General features: G+C 66.5%; 24 protein-coding genes. 13 read left to right on the top strand and 11 right to left on the bottom strand.

The features are described 5' to 3' along the window. Positions 1-140: 140 nt before the first annotated feature. Genes A8G00_RS01650 through A8G00_RS01635 form a run of 4 tightly spaced genes read left to right on the top strand, consistent with a single transcriptional unit; the run spans position 141 to position 3866 of the window. Positions 141-1019, top strand: a complete 879-nt coding sequence (locus A8G00_RS01650; protein WP_253257878.1) for a glycosyltransferase family 9 protein — start codon at positions 141-143, stop codon at positions 1017-1019. Between the two features lie 15 nt (positions 1020-1034). Then, entirely contained in the window at positions 1035-1430 is a 396-nt protein-coding gene (locus tag A8G00_RS01645; RefSeq protein WP_025550107.1) for a DUF6165 family protein, read from the top strand. Further along, positions 1408-2496 (top strand): polysaccharide pyruvyl transferase family protein, encoded by a 1089-nt coding sequence (locus A8G00_RS01640; RefSeq protein ID WP_102999791.1) that lies wholly within the window; start codon positions 1408-1410, stop codon positions 2494-2496. Before A8G00_RS01645 ends, A8G00_RS01640 begins: the two co-directional genes overlap by 23 nt. Next, positions 2493-3866, top strand: coding sequence for a Coenzyme F420 hydrogenase/dehydrogenase, beta subunit C-terminal domain (locus A8G00_RS01635; RefSeq protein WP_102999790.1), 1374 nt, complete (start codon positions 2493-2495; stop codon positions 3864-3866). Before A8G00_RS01640 ends, A8G00_RS01635 begins: the two co-directional genes overlap by 4 nt. 38 nt (positions 3867-3904) lie before the next feature. Here A8G00_RS01635 and A8G00_RS01630 read toward each other — a convergent pair whose 3' ends face one another. Genes A8G00_RS01630 through A8G00_RS01600 form a run of 7 tightly spaced genes read right to left on the bottom strand, consistent with a single transcriptional unit; the run spans position 3905 to position 9723 of the window. Then, entirely contained in the window at positions 3905-4186 is a 282-nt protein-coding gene (locus tag A8G00_RS01630; protein ID WP_102999789.1) for a hypothetical protein, read from the bottom strand. Between the two features lie 15 nt (positions 4187-4201). Further along, the gene (locus tag A8G00_RS01625; RefSeq protein WP_102999788.1) at positions 4202-5230 is read right to left on the bottom strand and encodes a Gfo/Idh/MocA family protein; all 1029 of its coding nucleotides are present in this window, start codon (positions 5228-5230) and stop codon (positions 4202-4204) included. Continuing rightward, positions 5227-6231 (bottom strand): zinc-binding dehydrogenase, encoded by a 1005-nt coding sequence (locus A8G00_RS01620; protein WP_102999787.1) that lies wholly within the window; start codon positions 6229-6231, stop codon positions 5227-5229. The genes A8G00_RS01625 and A8G00_RS01620 overlap by 4 nt, the downstream gene beginning before the upstream one ends. Continuing rightward, complete coding sequence (locus tag A8G00_RS01615) at positions 6228-7343, bottom strand: inositol-3-phosphate synthase (RefSeq protein ID WP_061938361.1); 1116 nt, start codon at positions 7341-7343, stop codon at positions 6228-6230. Before A8G00_RS01615 ends, A8G00_RS01620 begins: the two co-directional genes overlap by 4 nt. A 12-nt stretch (positions 7344-7355) precedes the next feature. Next, on the bottom strand, positions 7356-8279 hold the full coding sequence (locus A8G00_RS01610; protein WP_102999786.1) for a glycosyl hydrolase: 924 nt from the start codon (positions 8277-8279) through the stop codon (positions 7356-7358). Next, positions 8276-9100, bottom strand: a complete 825-nt coding sequence (locus A8G00_RS01605; protein ID WP_102999785.1) for a TIGR04290 family methyltransferase — start codon at positions 9098-9100, stop codon at positions 8276-8278. The genes A8G00_RS01610 and A8G00_RS01605 overlap by 4 nt, the downstream gene beginning before the upstream one ends. Beyond that, positions 9097-9723, bottom strand: a complete 627-nt coding sequence (locus tag A8G00_RS01600; RefSeq protein ID WP_102999784.1) for a histidine phosphatase family protein — start codon at positions 9721-9723, stop codon at positions 9097-9099. The genes A8G00_RS01605 and A8G00_RS01600 overlap by 4 nt, the downstream gene beginning before the upstream one ends. A gap of 273 nt (positions 9724-9996) precedes the next feature. Between A8G00_RS01600 and A8G00_RS01595 the strand changes: the two genes are divergently transcribed. Genes A8G00_RS01595 through A8G00_RS01565 form a run of 7 tightly spaced genes read left to right on the top strand, consistent with a single transcriptional unit; the run spans position 9997 to position 17610 of the window. Further along, on the top strand, positions 9997-11109 hold the full coding sequence (locus A8G00_RS01595; protein ID WP_025551718.1) for an NAD(P)-dependent oxidoreductase: 1113 nt from the start codon (positions 9997-9999) through the stop codon (positions 11107-11109). After that, positions 11106-12179 carry an SDR family NAD(P)-dependent oxidoreductase gene (locus A8G00_RS01590; protein ID WP_102999783.1) on the top strand — a complete coding sequence of 358 codons (1074 nt, stop codon included), beginning with the start codon at positions 11106-11108 and terminating at the stop codon, positions 12177-12179. Before A8G00_RS01595 ends, A8G00_RS01590 begins: the two co-directional genes overlap by 4 nt. Continuing rightward, positions 12176-13258: a glycosyltransferase family 4 protein gene (locus tag A8G00_RS01585; RefSeq protein WP_102999782.1), complete on the top strand. Its 1083-nt coding sequence runs from the start codon at positions 12176-12178 to the stop codon at positions 13256-13258. The genes A8G00_RS01590 and A8G00_RS01585 overlap by 4 nt, the downstream gene beginning before the upstream one ends. Beyond that, positions 13255-14358: a glycosyltransferase gene (locus tag A8G00_RS01580; protein WP_102999781.1), complete on the top strand. Its 1104-nt coding sequence runs from the start codon at positions 13255-13257 to the stop codon at positions 14356-14358. Before A8G00_RS01585 ends, A8G00_RS01580 begins: the two co-directional genes overlap by 4 nt. Next, complete coding sequence (locus A8G00_RS01575) at positions 14355-15461, top strand: glycosyltransferase (RefSeq protein WP_099185651.1); 1107 nt, start codon at positions 14355-14357, stop codon at positions 15459-15461. The genes A8G00_RS01580 and A8G00_RS01575 overlap by 4 nt, the downstream gene beginning before the upstream one ends. Then, a complete protein-coding gene (locus A8G00_RS01570; RefSeq protein WP_102999780.1) occupies positions 15458-16534 on the top strand; it encodes a glycosyltransferase in 1077 nt (358 codons plus the stop codon). Before A8G00_RS01575 ends, A8G00_RS01570 begins: the two co-directional genes overlap by 4 nt. Before the next feature lie 32 nt (positions 16535-16566). Next, positions 16567-17610, top strand: coding sequence for an NAD-dependent epimerase/dehydratase family protein (locus A8G00_RS01565; RefSeq protein ID WP_253257877.1), 1044 nt, complete (start codon positions 16567-16569; stop codon positions 17608-17610). Here A8G00_RS01565 and A8G00_RS01560 read toward each other — a convergent pair. The 4 genes from A8G00_RS01560 to A8G00_RS01545 form a co-directional block, all read right to left on the bottom strand. Next, a complete protein-coding gene (locus tag A8G00_RS01560; protein ID WP_253257876.1) occupies positions 17498-17995 on the bottom strand; it encodes a response regulator in 498 nt (165 codons plus the stop codon). The genes A8G00_RS01565 and A8G00_RS01560 overlap by 113 nt on opposite strands. 7 nt (positions 17996-18002) lie before the next feature. Continuing rightward, on the bottom strand, positions 18003-18224 hold the full coding sequence (locus tag A8G00_RS01555) for a hypothetical protein (protein WP_025551728.1): 222 nt from the start codon (positions 18222-18224) through the stop codon (positions 18003-18005). Positions 18225-18344: 120 nt separating this feature from the next. After that, complete coding sequence (locus A8G00_RS01550; RefSeq protein WP_102999778.1) at positions 18345-18536, bottom strand: DUF3606 domain-containing protein; 192 nt, start codon at positions 18534-18536, stop codon at positions 18345-18347. Then, the gene (locus A8G00_RS01545; RefSeq protein WP_253257875.1) at positions 18533-19012 is read right to left on the bottom strand and encodes a DUF4142 domain-containing protein; all 480 of its coding nucleotides are present in this window, start codon (positions 19010-19012) and stop codon (positions 18533-18535) included. The genes A8G00_RS01550 and A8G00_RS01545 overlap by 4 nt, the downstream gene beginning before the upstream one ends. 404 nt (positions 19013-19416) lie before the next feature. Here A8G00_RS01545 and A8G00_RS01540 point away from each other — a divergent pair, with 404 nt between their 5' ends. After that, complete coding sequence (locus A8G00_RS01540; RefSeq protein ID WP_025547767.1) at positions 19417-20055, top strand: Crp/Fnr family transcriptional regulator; 639 nt, start codon at positions 19417-19419, stop codon at positions 20053-20055. Between the two features lie 416 nt (positions 20056-20471). Then, the gene (locus tag A8G00_RS01535; protein ID WP_172451718.1) at positions 20472-21233 is read left to right on the top strand and encodes a Crp/Fnr family transcriptional regulator; all 762 of its coding nucleotides are present in this window, start codon (positions 20472-20474) and stop codon (positions 21231-21233) included. Positions 21234-21236 lie beyond the last annotated feature (3 nt).

Below are 21236 nucleotides of genomic sequence, written 5' to 3'. Positions count from 1 at the left end.
TAACCCATGATAGCGGGCCGGTTTCCACGGCGCGCCGATGGCGGAATTTCGATCACATAGGTTAGCGGATCGTCCGGGTCGCGCCGGCGGTCCGGAACGCGCTCCACCGGGCGGGAATTGGGGCAGGCATGGCGGATCACATGGCAGATTGGGCGGCTGCGATGCGCGCGGGGGACCATGCCGCCGCCTGGGCGATTTCGGAACGGGAACTCCAGCGGCGCGATCCCGCCCGCCGGGACGATCCGACGCTGCCCTATCATCAGCGCTGGGTATGGGACGGGCGGCCTTATGAAGGCAGGCATTGTCTGGTGCGCTGCTATCATGGCCTGGGCGACAGCATCCAGTTCGCGCGCTTCCTGCCGATGCTGGCGGCGCGCACGGCCTCGCTGACGGTGGAGATGCAGCCGCGGCTGATCGACCTCATCGCCGGACCGGGCGGCGGCATCCGCTTCGTCCCCTTTATCGACGCCCATCCGCTGCCGCAGTCGGAATGCGATCTGGAGATCACGGAACTGGACTTCGCGCTTCGGCTGACGCCCGCCGATGCGGCGATGCCCTATCTCGCGGCGGAAAGCGGCGTGCTGCCGCATGGTTGCGTCGGGCTTTGCCATGGCGCGGGACCGTGGGACCCCGCGCGGTCCATTCCGCCGCACCTGCTGGCGCCGATCTGCGCCATGGCGCCCTGCATCAGCCTAATGCCGGAGGCGACGACGCTGCCCGTGCTCAATCCGGACGGCTGCCCCTTCGACATGAAGGCGACGGCGGCCCTGGTCGCCGCGACGGATCTGGTCATCACCGTCGACACGATGATCGCCCATCTGGCCGGCGCCATGGGCAAGCCGACCTGGCTGTTGCTGAAGTCCGATCCCGACTTGCGCTGGCCGGTCGGCGCGCGCGGCACGCCCTGGTATCCGTCGATGCGGATCTATGCCCAGCCCAGCGCCGGGGACTGGGAAACGCCATTGGCCGAACTGGCGCGCGACCTTGCCGCCTGTCCGGCGCTCGCAGCGGAAAGGTAGCTGAACATGGGATATATGCCGACCCCTTCCGTGCCGGTGTCCTGGGGGGAGCTGCTGGACAAGATGACGATCCTGCAGATCAAGCAGGAGCGGATCGCCACGCCCGCCGCGCGGGACAATGTGGGCAGGGAATATCGGTTGCTGAGCGCCATTGGCGAACAGGCCCTGCGCGACGGGGCCGTGGGCGGTTTGGTCGAAAGCCTGAAGCGGGTGAACGAGGCGCTTTGGGAAATCGAGGACGCGATCCGGGGGGAAGAGGCGGCAGCGCGGTTCGGCGCGTCCTTCATCGACCTTGCCCGGTCGGTCTACCGGATGAACGACCGGCGCGCCGCGATCAAGCGGGAGATCAACCGCCTGCTGGATTCCGAACTGGTGGAGGAAAAAAGCTATGCCGCCTGCGCAGCGGACTGAGATGCGGCGGCTGGGCGTCCTGACATTCCACCGTTGCATCAACTACGGTTCCTATTGGCAGGCGCGCTGTCTGGTCGAAGGGTTGCGGCGCATGGGCGTCGAGGCCGAATTGCTGGACCATGAGTCGCCGCGCGTCACCTGGGCGGAGCTTCGCTGCGCGCTCAGCCCCACCCTGCCGCAGCGGACGCCGCGCAGCGATTTTCCGGCCTATGCCCGCAAGACCCGGAAATTTCGCGAGGCGTTCGAGCGGTTGCCCCTGTCGCGCCGCTTTCCCATCGACCGGCCGGAAGAGATGGGCGATTATGACGCCGTCATCGTCGGCAGCGACGAGGTGTGGAACCTGCGCCACCCCTGGTATGGTGGATGTTCGGCCTTTTACGGAAAAGGGGTTCGCGGGACGCTGATCTCCTACGCGGCCAGTTTCGGCAATCAGAATGCGTCGGAGGGACTGTCCGACCATTGGGCAAGCCAGATCGGCAACTTCGCGTCCATTTCCGTGCGCGACCAGAACAGCCGCCGGATGATCAGAACCGCGCTGGGTCATGACCCCGACATCGTGCTGGACCCTTGCCTGCAATTTCCCGGACCGGCGGCGCGCAGGGGCGGGTCGGGCGAAGGCTATGTGGCGCTTTACGGTCATAATTTCCCGGAGTGGTTCTGTCTTTCCGTCCGCAACTGGGCAAGGACGCGCGGGCTCCCGATCCGCAGCATAGGCTATCGCAACGACTGGGCGGACGAGCAATGGCTGGAGGCCGGACCGCTGGAATTCGCCGAGCTGATGGCGGGCGCCGACGCCGTCGTCACCAATTTCTTCCATGGCTGCGTCTTCGCCCTGCTGAATGGGCGTCCTTTCGTCACGGCGCCCTCCGCCTACCGCATGAACAAGGTGCGCGACCTCCTCTGGGAGCTGGGCGCGGAAGGGCATATGATCCTGCCGGAGGATGATGATCGGGTCGTCGCCCGGAGCCTCGACGAACCGCCGGCATCGGCCGTGCAGCAGCGCATCGATCGATTGCGGGCGCAGTCGGGCGATTTTCTGCGGCGGGCGCTGGCGATGCCGTCATGAGCGCGGCGGCGGTCAGCCCCCGCGACATGGTTTCGTCGGGCCTCTGCATCGGCTGCGGCGGCTGCGTCGCGCAGGCCCGGCCCGAGCAGGCCCGGCTGGAGTGGAACAGGGACGGCCAGCGCAACCCGGCCGGCGATCCGGATTGGTACCGGCGGCGGAGCGAGGGCTTTTCGGCATGCTGTCCTTTTTCCCCGCACGCCATGAATGAGGATGAGATCGCCGGACAGCGCTTTCCGGCAGCGGCGGCGCAGGACGATTATATCGGCCGGTTCGACGCCGCCTATGTCGGCCACGCCGCCGAAGCCGGCTATCGCGAAAGGGGCAGTTCGGGCGGCATGGTAAGCTGGGTCGCGGGCGAACTGCTGCGCCAGGGGATGGTGGATGGCGTGGCGCATGTGACGCGGGCCGATCCCGCGACCGAGGGGCGTCTGTTCCGCTATCGCATAGCGCGCGATCTTCCTGCTTTGTGGGAGGGCGCGCAGTCGCGCTATTATCCCGTCGACATGGCCGAGGTGCTGCGCGAGATCCGGGAGGTGCCGGGCCGCTATGCCGTCGTCGGCATTCCCTGCTTCATCAAGGCGGTGCATCTCGCCCGCGCCGCCGATCCGCTGCTGCGGGAGCGTATTGTCTTTACGCTGGGCCTGGTGTGCGGGCATATGAAAAGCCGCCATATGGCGTCCAGCTTCGCCCGGCAGATGGGTTTCGACCCCGCCGCTGTCCGGCAGATCGACTATCGCGTCAAGGACCCGGAGCGGCCGGCCAACTGGTACAGGGCGCGGCTGACCGATCGCGCCGGCGAACAGCGGATGCGGGATTGGTGGCATCTGGTGGATGGTGACTGGGGGTCGGGATTCTTCCAGAACAGCGCCTGCGACTTTTGCGACGATGTGGTGGCCGAGACCGCCGACATCGCCTTTGGCGATGCCTGGGTGGAACCCTATTCCTCCGACGGGCGCGGCACCAATGTCGTGGTGGTGCGGTCGCCCGCGCTGCACGCGATGCTGCGCGAAGGCATCGATGCGGGAAGGCTGGCCTTGCAACCCGTCGATGCCGGTTTCGTGCGGGAAACGCAGGCGGCGGGCTTTCGCCAGCGGCGGGAAGGACTGGCCTATCGGCTTTGCTGGAGGAAGGCGGGCGTCCGGCCGCGCAAGCGCGTGCGGCCGGGCAGCGCGGGCCTGTCGTGGCGGCGCAGGATGATCTATCGGCTGCGCCACGCGATCAGCAGGGGCAGCGGCAGGGTGTTCCGGCTGGCCGAGGCTCTGGGCAGGCCCGGCCTGTTCCTGCTCTGGGCGCGGGCCATGCTGAAGCTCTACCATGGCCTCGCTTATTCGCGCGGCTGGCTGGGGAAGCTGTTCGACCGTTTTGCGTGACCCTTGGCCGCAATGGTCGGCGGGCGCCTGCTGCGGGCTTACCCCTTGTCGCGTTCCACGAATTTGCTGAACCGGCTTTCCTTCCCGTCCTTCCTCTTGTCCTGATAGAGGAAGGCGAGATTGTTCTCATCGAAGATGCGGAAGAATTCATCCCACTCGATTTCGTCCAGCGCCTCATCCTTTTCGCGAAAGTCGATGCGCAGCAGGCCGCCGCCCTTGCCATTGTCTTCGGTCGCCTTGACGACTGCGGGGCGGCCGCCGCGATCCTCCACCCATTTGCGGATGGTGTCATGGTCGGTGGTCGTGTCCGATGTGCTCATGATGAATTCCTTTCCTTATCCTGTCGCCGCGGCGTAGATGCCGTCCATGATGTCGGCCACATGCGCCAGTTCTTCGCATTCCGGATCGAAGCGAGGGGAGCGCGCCAGCTTTTCGGCCCATTCCGCCGCCATTCGGCCGCCCCATGGATCGCCGGGCTCCGACAGCGTTTCCCGCGCCGTGCCGCGGAACAGCTCTGCCCGGAAGTCGTAGAAGGAGCCGCCGATGTTGCGGAATGCGGCTCCCGCCCTGTCGCCGTAAAAATCGGCGGCGATCACCGCATCCTGCCCGGCGTGGAGGTTCCAGGAGCAGGCGATCCGGACCATGCGCCCGTCCGCCAGATGCAGCGTCGCCATGCCCAGATCCTCGACCTGCCGGCCGCGATCCTCCAGCGGGCGTCCTTTCGCGAAGAGGGCGGCTTCGATCCGATCCACCTCGGGGAAGTCGAGCACCCAGAGCGCCAGGTCGATCAGATGCACGCCAAGGTCCATCATGCAGCCGCCGCCCGACAGTGCGGGATCGTGGAACCACGGCTTGTCCGGGCCATAGGCATTGTGGAAGATGAGGTCGACGGCATGGACATGGCCCAGTTGGCCGGCGCGGACATGCTCCCGCAGGGCGCGCATGCCTGCGGTGCCGCGATAGGACAGGTCGACGCCCAGCAGCCGGTCGGCCGCGCGGGCGGCGTCGATCACGGCCCGGACCTCCGCCCCGGTGCGGCCCAGCGGCTTCTGGCAGAAGACCGGGACGCCCCGCTCCAGCGCGCGGATCGACTGTTCTGCGTGGAGTGCGCTGGGGGTGGCGATGACCATGCCGTCGAGCGGCTGTTCCAGCAGCGCATCGAGCGACTCCAGCCGCACCGCGTCGGGAGCGAGCAGGGCCGCCTCCGCGCCGTTGCCGGGCAGAGCGTCGGCAATGGCGGCCGCCTCGATCCTGCCGGTCGCCAGCATGGCCTCCATCCGGTTGCGACCGATCCAGCCCACGCCCAGAAAGCCGATGCGCGGGCGGGTGAGGAGGGCGGGGGCAGGGGCGATAGCGGCACTCATGGGACGATGATCGCCTTTACGAAACCGTCCGGCTTGTCGCGCGTGGCGTCCAGCGCCTCGCCCAGCCGGTCGAGCGGATAGCGGTGGGTGATGAGCGGCGCGGGATCGATGCGGCCGGAGGCGACGGCCGCCACCGCTTCCCTCATTCCCTCTGCATAGGCCGCGGGATCGCGCTCATGGGCGTTGATGACGTCGATGCCGCGCCAGTTCCACAGCCACATGTTCACCTGGCGCGGCCCGTCCTGATGATAGCCCGCGACGATCAGCTTGCCGCGCTCGGCGGTGAGTTCGCCCGCCAGGTCGAGCGGCCATTGCTTGCCCACCGCCTCTATCGTCCGTTCGCAGAAGCGTCCTTGGGTGAGCGCGCCGACCCGGTCGATGATCGCCTGATGATCGTCCATCGCGATCGTCTCCGCCGCGCCGTGATCGCGGGCGAGGGCGAGCGAGGAGGGGCGCCGCGAAATGGCGACGACGCGGGCTCCCGCCTCCGTCGCCAGCCGGGTGAGCAGCGCCCCCAGAAAGCCGATGCCGATGATCGCGATGGTCTGGCCGGGCTGGATGTCGGCGCGGCGGAAGATGTTGAATGCGCACCCCAGGGGCTCGCCGGGGAAGGGCAGCCCGTCCAGTTCGGACGGCAGCCGCACGATGGCGCTTTCGTCCGCGAGGTCATGGTCGGCATAGCTGGCATAGGAAAGCGCCGCCACGCGGTCCCCCACCGTTACGGAGGTCACGTCCTTCCCGATGGCATCGACAATGCCCCAGCCCTCATGGCCGAGCGCGCCCGGCTCCAGCGGGAAGCTTTGCCATTCCGGTCCCGCCCAGGGGGTGAGGTTGGAGGCGCAGACGCCGCATCCCTCCAGCCTTATGCGGACCTGACCGGGGCCGGGCCGCGGCATCGGAACCCGGTCGATCCGCACCGCGCCGGGGCCGGTGACAACCGCCGCGCGCATGGTCGCCGCCTTTTCGGCCGGTTCGCGCTCCGCCATCAGCAATGCGCTCATTCCGCCGCCAGCGCGATCGCGCCCTCCCCACGGATAAAGGCCTCCAGCGCTTCATGCGCCCGGTCGTCTGTCATCTGCATCGGCGGATGCTTGCAGAAATAGGCGGCCGCCGGATGGATGGGGCCCCCCAGACCGCGATCCAGCGCGATCTTGGCGCAACGGATCATGTCGATGGCGACGCCCGCCGAATTGGGGCTGTCCTCCACCGACAGGCGCAGTTCGAGGTTCATCGGCACGCCGCCGAAGAGTTGGCCCTCCATGCGCAGGAAACAGACCTTGTTGTCATTCTGCCAGGCGACATAATCGGACGGGCCGATATGGATATTCTCATCCTCCAGCCGGGTTTCCGCGACCGACTGCACGGCTTCGGTCTTCGAAATCTTCTTCGACTTCAGCCGCGAACGGTTCGACATATTGAGGAAATCGGTATTGCCGCCGGTGTTGAGCTGGTAGGTGCGGTCCAACTTCACGCCCCGCTTGGCGAACAGGTCGGTGAGAACCCGATGGACGATGGTCGCGCCCAGTTGCGCCTTGATGTCGTCCCCGATGATCGGCACGCCGGCCCGCTCGAACCGGTCCGCCCATGCGGGGTCGCTGGCGATGAAGACCGGAATGTTGTTGACGAAGGCGACGCCCGCCTCCAGCGCGCATTGCGCGTAGAATTCCGTCGCCTGCTGCGATCCCACGGGCAGATAGTTGAGCAGCACGTCCACCTTCGCCTCGCGCAGCCGTTCGACCACCTGCGCGCGGTCGGGTTCGGCGGCGTCGGCAGGCAGGAAGGTGCGATCGTCGGGATGGTCCGCCATATGATCGGCGCAGCCGTCGAGCAGGCGGCCCATCTCCACCTTCACCCCGCTTGGGCGGACGTCGCCGCAGAAGGTCTGGGTGCAGTTGGGCCGGGCGAAGATCGCTTCGGCAATGTCGCGGCCGACCTTCCGCCGGTCGATGTCCCAGGCCGCCGCCAGTCGGATGTCGCAGGGGCGATAGCCGCCCAGTTCCCAATGCATCAGGCCGCTATGGTCGTTGCTCTCGGCGCGATAGTGGGACAGGCCCTGCACCAGCGAACTGGCGCAATTGCCGACGCCGACGATGCCGATGTTGATAGGTTGCATGATGCGTCTCCGTCAGGCGGTGCGGGCGACCGGCAGGGCGGCCGATGCCGGCGCGTAGCGGTCGATCATCCAGGCGCAGAAATCCGCGAAGGCCTGCGGATCGTGGGCCGCGCTGCTGTGATGGGGGGCGATGCCTAGATGTTCGGGCGTGAAGCAGAAGGTGACGGTGACGTCGAAATCGCCGAGCGCCTCCATCTGCCGGTCGAACCAGTCGACCGCATTGGGACGGAAGCTGTCGGCCCAGCTCAGGCCGGTGCGCAATTTCCTGACGCCCAGCCGCTTCATCCAGTCGACGGCATCGTTCAGGCGCGGGTCCTCGAAATGGAACCATTGCATCAGCCCCATCTCGCCAGCGACCCTGGCATAGTCGTCCAGTGCGGGCTTGGGCGTGCCGTCGGCGCGGATCAGCCCCATGTAGAAATGGCGGTAATAGCTCGATCCTTCCGCTTCCCGATGGCGCGTGGTTGCGCCCCATTCCTGCGGCAGGTCGTAAAGGCTGTACCAATAGATGCGCGGCACCCGCCCGATCAGCAGTTCGGCGGTGCGGTTGAGGCCGAAGACCTGCACTTCCTCCGCGCCGAAGGAGCCGACGCCGACTTCCGTCACCCAGACCGGCTTGTCGGGCACCACCGCCTCGATCTCCGCGATCCGGGCGGGCCAGTCATTGAGCGGCCAGAGGTTCCAGTCGAGAGGGAAGCCGTGCACCGCCACGACATCCACCGCGTCCAGCGCGCCATGGTCGCGCATCCGGTTCACCCAATGCGGATCGATGGGCGACATGCCGCCCAGCACGCGGGTCACGGCGGGATTGGCGTCGGCGATGGCGGCGCCCGCGCGGATCACCATGTCGGCATAGAGCGACCAGTCGGGGTCGACCTCCGGGTCCCAATGCGACTTGTTATTGGGTTCGTTCCAGATCATCGCGGCTTCGATCATGCGTCGGTTCCCTCCTCTGGCCCTTGGGCTGGATAGACGGCCGGCCTGCCCATCAGCTCCCCGAAGGGGATCGAGGCGGCGCGGCAGAGATAGACTTCCTCCTCCGGCTCGGCCTCTATGGTGAAGCCGGCGGCGCGCAGCAGCGCCTGCGCGCCGGCCTTGTTCGGGGCCCACCAGTTGGTCCAGTCATGCGCGAATTTCCGTTCGATGAAGTGCAGGCGCGGATAGGCCGGATTGTCGAAGAAGCCGGGCGGGCGGCTGGTGCCGGGGACGTGGAAGGGATGATCCTCCGGCACCAGCAGCACGTCGGACGAACCCTGCTGCATCGTCTGGAACAGCATCATGTCGCCCGCCACGTGCTCGCGGATCAGGTCGAGCGCGAGCAGGGGGTGCCGCAGATGGTAGAGCACGCCCATGAAGATCACGAGGTCGAAGCGGCGACCGAGCTTTCCGACGTCATAGACGGACAGGTTGCGGAACTCGATGCCGTCATGGCCCAGCGCTTCGGCGGCGAAACGGGCCTGGGCCAGATACCGGTCGTCGGAATCGATGCCCAGGACTTCGGCTGCGCCCCGGCGTTTCATCTCGAGCGAATAGAAACCGGCGTTGCAGCCGATGTCGAGTACGGATTTTCCGGAAAGGTCTTCGGGAACGGCATCCGCAAAGCGCGCGAATTTGAAAGCCGGATAATCGCCCAGGAAATGATCCGGCGCGGTTTCCACGCCGCCGATGCGAAGATTGTGGAACCATGGGCCCAATTCTTCGATCTGGCGGCGCAATGCGTCGGTCTTGCGGTCTGCGGCGAGATTCACTGTCTTCATGCGGGTACCTCGTTCAATCGGGTCACGCTACCGCCGCCTGGTCCCAGCAGGATCGTGCTGATCGAACCGGGATCGACTTCGAACCTCAGCAGATTGTCGAGGCTGAGGCCGAGATAATGCGCGATCGTCCCGCGGATGATGTCGCAATGGGTGACGCAGAGGATGGTCGCGCCCGCCTTTTCCCGCGCGACTGTTTCCAGATGCCGGACGGTTCGGGCGACCGCGCCGCCCATCGTCTCTCCGCCCGGCGTCGCGCTGGTGGAGCGGTTGCGGTTCCAATCGCGCCAGCGCGGATCTTCCTCCAGTTCCGGAAAGGACTGTCCGTTCCAGGAACCGAAATCGACCTCGTCCAGATCGGGGACGATGGCGACCTCCAGCCCCAGGGACCGGGCAATGATGGAGGCGGTTTCCACCGTGCGCTGGCGCGGGCTGGCATGGACGGCGTCTATGTCGTGCAGGCCGCGCCATGCCGCGACGCCGGCTGCCTGCATGCGGCCCCGCGCAGTGAGGGGCGACGCGCCCGCCCGCCCGCTCAGCAGGCGGCCATATTCGCCATGCATCCCATGACGGATCAGGTGAAAGCAGGTGCGGGGCGGTTCGCGGGAGGAGGACAGCATCAACATAGATGCTGCTTAACAGGACTAAGAGAAGGAAAGTTCCATAGCCGTAATTCTCAAACAGGTAAATGGAAACATCATGAATAACCTGTGTTTTTGTCGTATAACATGAGTTATTTTCATGAGTTTATATTGAGTAGAGATTCAACGGTTTTCTGAAATATTTCCGGAACCTGACGGTAGAAGAAGATGTTCATGATCCCGTTGCCACGGTTGCGGGGAATATCACATTCTCGCGACCAATCCTTGGCAAATCATCATCAATGAAGGGGAGCGGCCGTGGAAAAGATTCTTGTCACGGGTGGCGCCGGTTTTATTGGCCGGACGGTTTGCCGGGAGTTGCTGGAGCGCGGCCATGCCGTTCGCGTGCTGGACAGCATGATCGAGCAGGTTCATGGAGACATCGAGCGACCGGCCGATCTCGATCCGGAGGTTGAGCTGATCCGCGCCGATGTGCGCAACGGCCATGCGGTGGATCGCGCCTTGCAAGGCGTCGACGCGGTCATCCACCTCGCCGCGGAAGTCGGCGTGGGCCAGTCCATGTATGAAGTGGAGCGCTATACCTCCGTCAACGACGTCGGCACCGCCGTCCTCTTCGAACGGCTGATCGACCGTCCGGTGCGGCGTGTGGTGACGGCCTCCTCGATGAGCATCTATGGCGAGGGGCTGTACCGCGACGAGGACGGCCGGATCGTCCAGGACGCGGAGCGCGGGTCGATCCGCGACAATCAGAAGGTCTGGGACCCGGTCGACCGGCAGGGCCGCCCGCTCACCCCTATCGCCACGCCGGAATGGAAGCAGCCCAATCTCGCCTCCATCTACGCGCTCAACAAATATGTGCAGGAACGCACGACCCACATCATGACCGCGCCCTATGGCATGGAGGGCGTCTGCCTGCGCCTGTTCAACGTCTATGGGCCGGGGCAGGCGCTGTCCAATCCCTATACCGGCGTGCTGGCGATCTTCGCGTCGCGCCTGCTGAACGGGCAGAAGCCGATGATCTTCGAGGATGGCGGGCAGCGGCGCGACTTCGTGCATGTCGGCGACGTGGCGCGCGCCTTTGCCGATGCGCTGGAACTGCCGCAGGCGGCGGGCGGCACCTTCAACATCGGCTCGGGGCAGGACCGCTCCGTCACGGAGGTGGCGCAATCGCTTGCACTGGCGATGGGCCGGAACGACGGGGAACCGGAAATCGTCGGCAAGGCGCGCACCGGCGACATCCGCCATTGCTTCTGCGACACCGGCAAGGCGGAAGAGGTGCTGGGCTTCAGGGCGCGGCAGGACTTCCAGCAGGGCCTTGCCGTGCTGGCCGAATGGGTGGCGCGGCAGACCGCCGACGACCGCGTCAATCAGGCGCGGGCGGAGCTGGAAGCGCGGGGGCTGGTCGCGTGAAGCGCGCCGACGGAAGGCCCGTGCTGGTCACGGGCGGCGCCGGTTTCATCGGCTGCAACATCGCCGACCGGCTGGCGGGGGAGGGTGAGCAGGTCGTCGTCTATGACTCGCTGGCCCGGCCCGGCGTCGAGCGCAACCTTGCCTGGCTGGAGCAGCGCCACGGCGCCGCGATCACGCCGGTCATCGCCGATGTGCGGGACGATGCGGCGGTGGACGGGGCCGTCGCCGGCGCGAAGGCGGTCTTCCACATGGCCGCGCAGGTCGCCGTCACCACCAGCTTCACCGACCCGCGCGCCGATTTCGAGGTGAACGCGCTCGGCACGCTCAACGTGCTGGAGGCTGCGCGCCGCCGCGCCACGCCGCCACCCGTGATCTTCGCCTCCACCAACAAGGTCTATGGCGGGCTGGAGGATTTGGATTTCCCGTTGATCGACGGCGCCTATCAGCCGGCCTCGGAGCATCTGCGCGCCAACGGCATCGACGAGAGCCGCCCGCTCGATTTCCATACGCCCTATGGCTGCTCCAAGGGGGCGGCGGACCAATATGTGCTGGACTATGCCCGCAGCTTCGATCTGCCCGCCGCAGTGCTGCGCATGAGCTGCATCTACGGCCAGCGGCAGATGGGGACGGAGGATCAGGGCTGGGTCGCGCATTTCCTGATCAGCGCCCTGGAAGGACAGCCGATCACCCTTTATGGCGACGGTCATCAGGTGCGCGACATATTGGACGTGCAGGATGCGGTGGACGCCTATCTGGCGGTCTGGCGGCAGATCGGACGGGTGGGCGGCCGCGCCTTCAACCTGGGCGGCGGGCCGGACAATGCCGTCAGCCTGCGGCAGATCCTGGCCTTCATCGGCGTCCATCTGGGCAAGTCCATCGTACCCGACTTCGCGCCCTGGCGGGCGGGCGACCAGCGCTATTTCGTCGCGGACACCGCCTCGGCGCGCACGGCGCTGAACCTGAAGGCGCGCAAGCCCTGGCGGCAGGGCGTCGCCGACCTGGCCCGCTGGCTGGCGGAGGAACGGGCGGAGCGCGCCGGGCCCAGGCTGATGACCGCGAGCGCGCTGTGAGGGGCGGCGGGCATCTGCTGCTGTCCGCCGACGCGGTGGGCGGCGTCTGGCAATATTCGACCGACCTCATCCGCGCGCTCCAGCCCCATGGCTATGAGGTGACGCTGGCCGTCATGGGCCCTGCGCTGAGCGAGGCGCAGCGGGCGGAGGCGGCGGCCATAGCCAATTGCCATCTGGTGGAAACCGGCCTCGAACTCGAATGGCTGGCGGCGGAAGCGGCGCCCATCGTGCAGGCCGAGGCGCGGCTGGCGGAAATGGCGGGCGACCTTCGCGCCGACGCAGTGCAACTGCATACGCCGGCGCTGGTCAGCGCCGGCCGTTATCCCTGCCCGGCGATCGCGCTGCTGCACAGTTGCGTCGCGACCTGGTGGGAAGCGGTGCGCGGCGGTCCCATGCCGGAGGATTTCAACTGGCGCACCGCGCTGGTCGCGGCCGGCCTTCGGCAGGCGAGCCGCATCGTCGCGCCCAGCATGGCCTTTGCGCAGGCGGCGCGCCGCCACTATGGCGTGCTCCCCATGGCGGTCCATAATGGCCGGTCCTTTCCGGTGACGCCGCAGGCGATGCAGGACCATGTGTTCACCGCCGGCCGCCTCTGGGACGAGGGCAAGAATGTCCGGGTGCTGGATGAGGCGGCCGCCCGCATCGCCGTGCCGTTCAGGGCCGCGGGGCCGCTTGAGGGGCCGCAGGGCGGGGCGATCGGTCTGCGTTCGCTGCTGCCGCTCGGCCCGCTCGACAGCATGGCGCTGGCCCGGCATCTGGCCAGCCGGCCGGTCTTCGCCTCGGCGGCGCTTTACGAACCCTTCGGCCTTGCGGTGCTGGAGGCGGCGCTGGCGGGTTGCGCGCTGGTGTTGTCCGACATTCCGACTTTCCGGGAGCTATGGGATGGCGCCGCCATCTTCGTCGACCCGCGCGATGCGCAGGCTTTCACCTGGGCGATAGAGGCATTGCTGGGCGACGGCGCCGCTCGCGGGGAAATGGGCCAGCGCGCCCAAGCACGGGCGGGCGCCTATACCCCCGCCGCCACGGCCGCGCACATGGCCGCCCATTATCGCGCCGTCCAGCGGAAGGTCGCCGCATGAAGATCCTCTATTTCACCCATTCGCTGCTGTCCTGCTGGAACCATGGCAATGCCCATTTCCTGCGCGGCGTGCTGCGCGAACTCGTCGCCATGGGCCATGACGTGCTGGCGCTGGAGCCGGAGGGCAATTGGAGCCTCGCCAACCTCCTGTCCGACCATGGGGAGGAGGGGCTCGCCGCCTATCGTCAGGCCTATCCCGAACTCCGTGCCCAAGGCTATGGCATGAAGGACGATCTGGTGGCCCTGCTCGACGGCGCGGACCTCGTCATCGTCCACGAATGGAATGAGCCTTCGCTGGTCGGGGCGCTCGGCCTGATCCGGGCGGGGCGGAGCGATTTCACGCTGCTGTTCCACGACACCCATCATCGCGCCGTGTCCGATCCCGACGCGATCCGGGCGTTCGACCTGTCGGGCTATGACGGCGTGCTGGCCTTCGGTGAGGCCCTGTCGGAGGTCTATCGAAGCTGGGGCTGGGGCGAGCGCGTCTGGACCTGGCATGAAGCCGCCGACACAAGGCATTTCCGCCCCTTGCCCGGTGAGAAGAGCGGCCTCGTCTGGATCGGCAACTGGGGCGATGGGGAGCGTACCGCCGAACTGGAGGATTACCTCTTCCGCCCCGCGCGGCAGGCGAAGCTCCCGCTCGACATCTATGGCGTGCGCTATCCGCAGGAGGCGCTGGCGACGCTGGAACGCTATGGCGTCGCCTATCATGGCTGGGCGCCCAATGCCGCCGCGCCGGCTATCTTCGCCCGCCACCTTGCCACCGTCCATGTGCCGCGCCGCTATTATACGCAGCTTCTGCCCGGCATTCCGACGATCCGGGTGTTCGAGGCGCTGGCCTGCGGCATTCCGTTGCTGTCCGCCCCTTGGGACGACAGCGAAGGGTTGTTCCGGCCCGGCGAGGATTTCCTCTTCGCCCGGACTGGCGATGAGATGAGGGGCCATATGCGCGCCATCAGCGAGGATGCGGACCTTCGCGCCAGCCTCGTCCGCAACGGATTGGAGACGATCCGCAGCCGCCATAGCTGCGCCCATCGCGCGCAGCAGCTGATGGACATCACGGCGTCGCTCGACGCGCAGCCGATCAGGAGCGTTGCATGAAGATCGCCTTTTACGGCTCCAGCCTGCTTTCCTCCTACTGGAACGGCGCGGCCACCTATTATCGCGGGATATTGGAGCAGCTTGCCCGGCATGGCCATCGCATCGCATTCTATGAACCGGATGCCTTCGACCGGCAGCAGCACCGTGACATCGACCCGCCCGACTGGGCGCGGGTGGTGGTCTATCCCGCCACGCCGGACGCGCTGAAGGGCGTGATGGACGAGGCCGCCGATGCCGACGTCGTCGTGAAGGCCAGCGGCGTCGGCGTGTTCGACGACGAGCTGCTGGACGGCGTCATGCGCCGCGCCGGCCCCCATGCGCTGCGCATCTTCTGGGATGTGGACGCCGCCGCAACGCTGGACGAGATGCGCGCCGATCCGGATCATGCCGTGCGCCGCGCCTTGCCCGGACTCGACATGGTGCTGACCTATGGCGGCGGCGATCCGGTGGTGAACGCCTATCGCGGCTTCGGCGCGGTGGAGTGCGTTCCCGTCTACAATGCGCTCGATCCGCAGAGCCACCATCCCGTGCCGCCCGATCCGCGCTTCACCGCCGATCTCGCCTTCCTTGGCAACCGCCTGCCCGACCGGGAGGCGCGGGTGGAGGAATTCTTCCTGAAACCCGCCGCCCTGTCGCCCGGCCGCCAGTTCCTGATCGGCGGCAATGGCTGGGACAGCAAGGCGATGCCCGGCAATGTCCGCCATCGCGGTCATGTCTACACCGCCGAGCACAACGCCTTCAATTGCAGCCCGCTGGCCGTGCTGAACGTCGCCCGCGACAGCATGGCGCATATCGGCTTTTCCCCCGCGACCCGCGTGTTCGAGGCGGCTGGGGCAGGGGCCTGCCTGATCACCGATGCGTGGGAGGGGATAGAGATGTTCCTGACCCCGGACGAGGAGGTGCTGGTCGCCCGCGACGGGCAGGATGTGGCGGATCATCTGGCGGCGCTGACGCCGGAGCGGGCGCGGGCGATCGGACAGGCGGCGCTCGCCCGCGTCCGGGCCGAACACAGCTATGAACTGCGCGGGCGCCAGGTCGACGAAATCCTGCGCGACCGGTCGGGGCGGCGCGCCGCCAGGCAGCATCAGATGGAGGGAGCATGAAACTCGTCGTCCTCGGCCTCAGCCTGTCTTCATCCTGGGGCAATGGTCATGCCACGACCTTCCGCGCCCTGCTCTCGGCCTTTGCCGGGCGCGGGCATGAGATACTCTTCCTGGAGCGGGACGTGCCCTGGTATGCCAGCCAGCGCGACCTCATCGATCCCGCCTTCTGCCGGCTGGAATTCTACGACAGCGTGGAAGCGCTGGAAGATTGGCGGCAGGAGATCGAGACGGCGGACGCGGTCATGGTCGGCTCCTATGTGCCCGACGGCATCGCGGTCGGCCATTATGTGCAGCGCATCGCGCGCGGGGTCACCGCCTTCTACGACATCGATACGCCCGTCACGCTGGCGGCGCTGCGCGAAGGGCGGTGCGACTATCTGTCGGCGGAACTGATCGCGGGCTATGACTGCTATTGCTCCTTCACCGGCGGCCCGACGCTCGACCTGCTGGAGCGGCATTATCGTTCCACCATGGCGCGGGCGCTCTATTGTTCGGTGGATGCGTCGGCCTATCGGCCGATGGACGTGCCGAAGAAATGGGATCTCTCCTATCTCGGCACCTACAGCCCGGATCGCCAGCCCACCTTGGAGAAGCTGCTGATCGAACCGGCGCGGCTGCTGCCCGACAGGCGTTTCGTCGTCGCCGGGCCGCAATATCCGGACGACATGGACTGGCCCGCCAATGTCGAGCGGATCGAGCATCTCGCCCCGCGCGACCACGCCGCCTTCTATTCCGCCTCGCGCTACACGCTGAACGTCACGCGCGCCGACATGATCGAGGCGGGCTGGTCCCCTTCCGTCCGGCTGTTCGAGGCGGCGGCCTGCGGCACGCCGATCATCTCCGACGTCTGGCCGGGGCTCAATGAGCTGCTGGAGCCCAATCGCGAAATCATCTTCGCCTGGAATCCGGAGCAGGTGATCGTCGCCCTCCATGAGGATCGCGCCGATGTGGGCGAGGCCGCACGCCGCCGCATCCTGGACCGGCATATATCGGGCAGCCGCGCCGCCGAGCTGGAAAACTGGCTGCAAGAGGCCGCCCGGATGCGCACGCGGGACATGGCGGCGGCCGAATGAAGAACGACAGGACAGAAAAGGACGGAGGGTCGATGAACGGAAAGCGTGAAACAGCCCTGGTGGCCGGAGGAGCCGGCTTCATCGGGTCGCATCTGTGCCGGGCGCTGCTGGACCGGGGGCATGAGGTGATCTGCCTCGACAACCTCCAGACCTCGCGGGAGGTCAACCTGCGGATGCTGGAGGGGCATCGCGCCTTCACCTTCGTGCGCGGCGACATCGTCGATCCCCTGCCCGATGCGGTCACGCGCCGGCGCGACATCAGCCGCATCTACAATCTCGCCTGCGCGGCTTCGCCGCCGCAATATCAGGCCGATCCCGAACATACGATGCTGACCAGCGTGGTCGGAACCGATCGCCTGCTGCGGCTGGCGGAGCAGGTCGGCGCGCGCTTCCTGCTCACCTCCACCAGCGAGGTCTATGGCGATCCGGAGGCGCATCCCCAGCGCGAGGATTATCGTGGCTGGGTGAACTGCACTGGCCCCCGCGCCTGCTATGACGAGGGGAAGCGCGCGGCGGAGGCCATGGCCTTCGACTTCGCCCGGCTGGGCCGCGCCGATGTGCGGGTGGCGCGGATTTTCAACACCTATGGCCCGAACATGCATCCCGACGATGGCCGGGTGATCTCCAACCTCGTCTGCCAGGCGTTGTCGGGCGAGGCCATCACCATCTATGGCGACGGATCGCAGACGCGCAGCTTCTGCTTCGTGTCGGACATGGTGGACGGGCTGATCCGGTTGATGGAGGCGCCCTTGTCCGACATGGCGCCGGTCAACCTGGGGAATCCTGAGGAATATACCATCCTGCAACTGCTGGATCAGGTCGTGGCCGCCACCGGCACGCGCTCCCAGGTCGTCTTCCAGCCGCTGCCGGTCGACGATCCGCGCCGGCGCAGGCCGGACATCCGCAGGGCGCGCCAGTTGCTCGGCTGGGAACCGCACGTTCCCTTGAGCGAGGGGCTGGCGATCACCTGCGCCTTTTTCGAGAAGGAGCTTTACGATCGCATGCCGGGCTTTGCATGCAGTCCTGCGTTGAGCGGCGCCTCCTTCGTGGGGGGCGCGGGCATCGCGGCCGAATGAGTGCGGGCGTCAGGCGCTGCCCTCGGCGCCTGGCGAGCGATGCGACGATCTCCCGGGGCGCGACCGGCTTTTGCAGCCGCAATGTATCGCCGAGATCGGGCGGTATGATCTCCTCGTCATAGCCGGTCAGGAACAGGAACGGCACGCCCCGTTCCTTCAGCAACCGGGCAAGGTCGAACGAGGGACCGTTTCCCAGGTTGATGTCCAGCACGGCGGCGGTGGGGCGTTCCTGGCGGATCGCAGCCATCGCCTTCTCCTCGGTCGGGAAAGGCCCCATGACCCCGGCTCCCGCGCCTCGCAGCGCTTCCGCCGTATCGAAGGCGAGATAATAGTCGTCCTCGACGATCAACACCGTCTGTGCCGCAAGGTCGGTCTGGCCCATCATGCCGGACTCAGCCTCCGTTCGCTTCGGCCGGGCTGGCCATGTGCGATCCGTCGGCGCCCGTTTCGGCAGTGCTGAAGAAGCCGCCCGCCAGAAGGATGGCGAAGGCGATCACGACCAGTAACAGGCTGATGCCCAGAACATAGCGGGTGACATGGGTGGAAGCGCCGCTTCGCGCCTCCTGCCGTGAGACATGGGTGACGATGCGGCCGTCTTCCTCTTCCTTGTGCATCGAAAACTCTCCTTTCGTTGAGGAGAGAACAGGCGCGCCGACGGGCTGGTTCCCGGAAAGGCGCGGCCCTGGTCGATCTTTTATCCGGTTGCAACAAGGGTCTGGCCGTCACGCCCCCCGTCAGCCGCTGTGGTGGAGGAACTCCGCTATGGCGCTGACATTATGGCCGACCTGCTCGACCGCCTGCTCCAGCCGGGCACGCGATGTGCTGAAACGCTGCTGCCAGTAGCGCGCATCGCTTTCCCGATCCAGCGAGACATGCTTCAGGTCCGGGGGAGCGGCAGGGGCGGCGAGGCTATGGATGTCCGTCATCGGCCTGCGTTCAGAAGGTCGAGATGATGTTTCACCACAGGCACGATCTTCGCCGCCGCGTCCTTGAGCGACCGGTCGGAACCGTGGGCGGCATAATCCTGATGCAGTTGCAGCGCCTGGCTGTGAGCCGCCTTCTGCTGCTGCCAGTAGAGGGTGTCGCGGGCGGCGCCCTTCGCCTGCTTCAGCGCCCTGACCTTCGCCTGCTGATCGGGCGTCAGAGTGGGCGGCGGCGCCTTGACGCCCGATGCCGCAGCCGCGCTTTTCAGCATGGCGGTGCTCTTGCCGTGATCCCCCACCATCATGGTGGCGAAGCTCTTGACCCTGGCATCCCTGGTCGTTTCCAGCACGATCTTGCTGGATGTCTGTTCGTACAGGTCGCCCGCGCCCGCTTTCCCCAGATAGGCAGTGGGCGATTCCGCCGCGGCGGCGGGCATCGCCACGGCGATCAGCGGCATCAGCAAGAGCATTTTGGACATGGTCGTTCCTCCTGCAAAGCCAGCGGTTTTCGGGGTTAGGAGGTTCCACGGCCCGACGCCCGCGCGATAACCTGCATTAGGCTGTGTGGGGATTCAGCCCATGGCGGGCTGCAAATGGCGGCTTTCTGCGCTTCCAGTGCTCACGTACTTTGAGTACGCTGCGCGCTGGTTCTCGAAAGCCACCATTTTCGCTCCACCCTGAACTGAATCCCCACACACCCTAGACAAACGGCAATTTTCCGGAGGCCGCCGGAGGGCGTGCCGCGTTCATCGGCTCTTTTTCTCGCTCCATCCCAATTATTTGCTGCGAGGAAACATAGGTGAATCCAGCATGAACCAGAAACGCTATGGTGGGGGCAGGTTCAATCGATATTGGTCCAGGGGGGCTTAACAGGGAGTAGTCCATGTTAAGCCAGGTTGCCGAAGGCGAAAACCAGGTTCATTTCCGAATGCATCAGTTTCTGGCCCGGGAAAATGAAAAACCCGACGCCATGCTTTATGTTCAGGAAGGGTGGGCGTGCCGATACCGGCTGCTGTCGGATGGCCGCCGCCAGATTACGGCGCTTTATCTGCCGGGCGATTATTGCGATCCGCAATGGGCGCTGGGCGGGGTGGCGTCCCAGCCCGTGGTGGCGATCACCAACGTCAGGGCGCTCCGGCTGCCCTGTCGCATACCCTCGCACGCCGGTTTCGACGGGCATAACGGCTTCTGGCAGGCGCTGTCCGGCATGATCGAGCGGCAGGCCAACTGGCTTGTCACCCTGGGCCGCAAGACGGCGCTCGAACGGGTGGCGCATCTGCTGCTGGAATTGTTCGAACGCATGCGGCAGGCGGGCCTTGCCTATGGCCAGCAATGCGCCATGCCGCTGACGCAGATGGAGATCGCGGACATGACCGGGCTGACCCCGGTCCACGTGAATCGCACGCTGCAATCCATGCGGGCGCGCGGTCTGGTCGAACTGCAATCCAAATGGCTGCGCATACCGGAGCTTCAGGCCCTGCGCGAAGTGGCCGCCCTCACCGGCCAGGACATGGCGGCCTGATCGGACGGGCGCGAACTTCTTGATGTCGCGCAACTTCTGCAACCGTCCAGCGCCGGAAAATGAGGCCCAACGGCAAAAATTACACCTGCATTAGCATATGTTAGCGAGCGTCGGCGGGCGGCTGGAGCAAGGTGAATCCTTCTTCGTTCGAACGTCGGTGCCGGCCGGTCGACCGAAGGAGAATGAGCAGCGCCACCAAGACGACGAGTCATGACACGATCCGGGATGAATTCCTCCACCCTTATAATGAGTCCCATGCCGCACTGCTCCGTCGTTCTTCCCGCCGGGGGGAGAGCGCCGCGTCGCGACGGCCCGGTCCTGCATGCGGCAGGCCGGCATTCCGCCATGGACAACCGGACCGCCAGCGGGGAGCATCGCGGCCGTGGCGGAGACGAAGACGGCATCCCATCCCGCTCATGAAAATGCCATCACCGATCCTGTTGCCGCTGCTGGCGCGCCTTGGCGGGCGCACGGCTCTCTCGAAGGAAGACGGCGCCGCTCTGCTATCCCTGCCGCACAGCCTGCGTCATTGCGAACCGGGGGACTATATCATCCGGGAGGGCGACCGGCCGCAATCCTGCCTGATCCTGCTGTCGGGCTTTGCCCATCGCCATCGCATATCGTCCAATGGCGGCCGCCATATCGTGGGAATACATGGCCGGGGCGACATATTGACGCTGCCGCCGGTGCAGCTCTTTCCATCGGAGGATTTCGTCCAGGCGCTGACCGATGTGCGCGTCGCCGCCATTCCGCTGGAGGACGTGCTGGCGCTGATGCGCGAGCGGGCGAACATCGCCGATGCGCTGTGGGCGGAGATGACGGCCGAAACATCGGTCTTCCGCGCCTGGATCAGCAATATGGGCCGGCGGGACGCCAGGGGAAGGATAGCCTATCTGCTTTGCGAGCTGGTGATGCGCAGCTATCCGGAAGGGGGATCGGACGGGTGCCGGCTGATCCTGCCCCTGTCCCAGGTGGAGCTGGCCGACGCCACCGGCATGACCACCGTGCATGTCAACCGGACGCTGAAGGCGCTGGAAAAGGCGGGGGTGATCGAGCGCGACCGGCGGCGGATCACCATCCCCAACTGGCGCCGCCTGACAGAACTGTCCGATTTCCGCCCCCAGGCCTGGCTCGGCCGGATGGACCGGCAAGTGGAGTTGGAGGAAGAACAGGGCTGAATG

The organism is Sphingobium sp. SA916 (assembly GCF_002894065.1).
GTDB classification, from domain to species: domain Bacteria; phylum Pseudomonadota; class Alphaproteobacteria; order Sphingomonadales; family Sphingomonadaceae; genus Sphingobium; species Sphingobium fuliginis.
The sequence above is the reverse complement of the archived record's forward strand: the minus strand, read 5'-3'. Positions and strand labels throughout refer to the sequence as shown.

Bases quoted from the DNA above. Each gene is read 5' to 3' on its own strand.
- A8G00_RS01650 (WP_253257878.1), top strand. From the start codon at position 141: ATGGCAGATTGGGCGGCTGCGATGCGCGCGGGGGACCATGCCGCCGCC.
- A8G00_RS01645 (WP_025550107.1), top strand. From the start codon at position 1,035: ATGCCGACCCCTTCCGTGCCGGTGTCCTGGGGGGAGCTGCTGGACAAG.
- A8G00_RS01640 (WP_102999791.1), top strand. From the start codon at position 1,408: ATGCCGCCTGCGCAGCGGACTGAGATGCGGCGGCTGGGCGTCCTGACA.
- A8G00_RS01635 (WP_102999790.1), top strand. From the start codon at position 2,493: ATGAGCGCGGCGGCGGTCAGCCCCCGCGACATGGTTTCGTCGGGCCTC.
- A8G00_RS01630 (WP_102999789.1), bottom strand. From the start codon at position 4,186: ATGAGCACATCGGACACGACCACCGACCATGACACCATCCGCAAATGG.
- A8G00_RS01625 (WP_102999788.1), bottom strand. From the start codon at position 5,230: ATGAGTGCCGCTATCGCCCCTGCCCCCGCCCTCCTCACCCGCCCGCGC.
- A8G00_RS01620 (WP_102999787.1), bottom strand. From the start codon at position 6,231: ATGAGCGCATTGCTGATGGCGGAGCGCGAACCGGCCGAAAAGGCGGCG.
- A8G00_RS01615 (WP_061938361.1), bottom strand. From the start codon at position 7,343: ATGCAACCTATCAACATCGGCATCGTCGGCGTCGGCAATTGCGCCAGT.
- A8G00_RS01610 (WP_102999786.1), bottom strand. From the start codon at position 8,279: ATGATCGAAGCCGCGATGATCTGGAACGAACCCAATAACAAGTCGCAT.
- A8G00_RS01605 (WP_102999785.1), bottom strand. From the start codon at position 9,100: ATGAAGACAGTGAATCTCGCCGCAGACCGCAAGACCGACGCATTGCGC.
- A8G00_RS01600 (WP_102999784.1), bottom strand. From the start codon at position 9,723: ATGTTGATGCTGTCCTCCTCCCGCGAACCGCCCCGCACCTGCTTTCAC.
- A8G00_RS01580 (WP_102999781.1), top strand. From the start codon at position 13,255: ATGAAGATCCTCTATTTCACCCATTCGCTGCTGTCCTGCTGGAACCAT.
- A8G00_RS01575 (WP_099185651.1), top strand. From the start codon at position 14,355: ATGAAGATCGCCTTTTACGGCTCCAGCCTGCTTTCCTCCTACTGGAAC.
- A8G00_RS01570 (WP_102999780.1), top strand. From the start codon at position 15,458: ATGAAACTCGTCGTCCTCGGCCTCAGCCTGTCTTCATCCTGGGGCAAT.
- A8G00_RS01565 (WP_253257877.1), top strand. From the start codon at position 16,567: ATGAACGGAAAGCGTGAAACAGCCCTGGTGGCCGGAGGAGCCGGCTTC.
- A8G00_RS01560 (WP_253257876.1), bottom strand. From the start codon at position 17,995: ATGATGGGCCAGACCGACCTTGCGGCACAGACGGTGTTGATCGTCGAG.
- A8G00_RS01555 (WP_025551728.1), bottom strand. From the start codon at position 18,224: ATGCACAAGGAAGAGGAAGACGGCCGCATCGTCACCCATGTCTCACGG.
- A8G00_RS01550 (WP_102999778.1), bottom strand. From the start codon at position 18,536: ATGACGGACATCCATAGCCTCGCCGCCCCTGCCGCTCCCCCGGACCTG.
- A8G00_RS01545 (WP_253257875.1), bottom strand. From the start codon at position 19,012: ATGTCCAAAATGCTCTTGCTGATGCCGCTGATCGCCGTGGCGATGCCC.
- A8G00_RS01540 (WP_025547767.1), top strand. From the start codon at position 19,417: ATGTTAAGCCAGGTTGCCGAAGGCGAAAACCAGGTTCATTTCCGAATG.
- A8G00_RS01535 (WP_172451718.1), top strand. From the start codon at position 20,472: ATGAAAATGCCATCACCGATCCTGTTGCCGCTGCTGGCGCGCCTTGGC.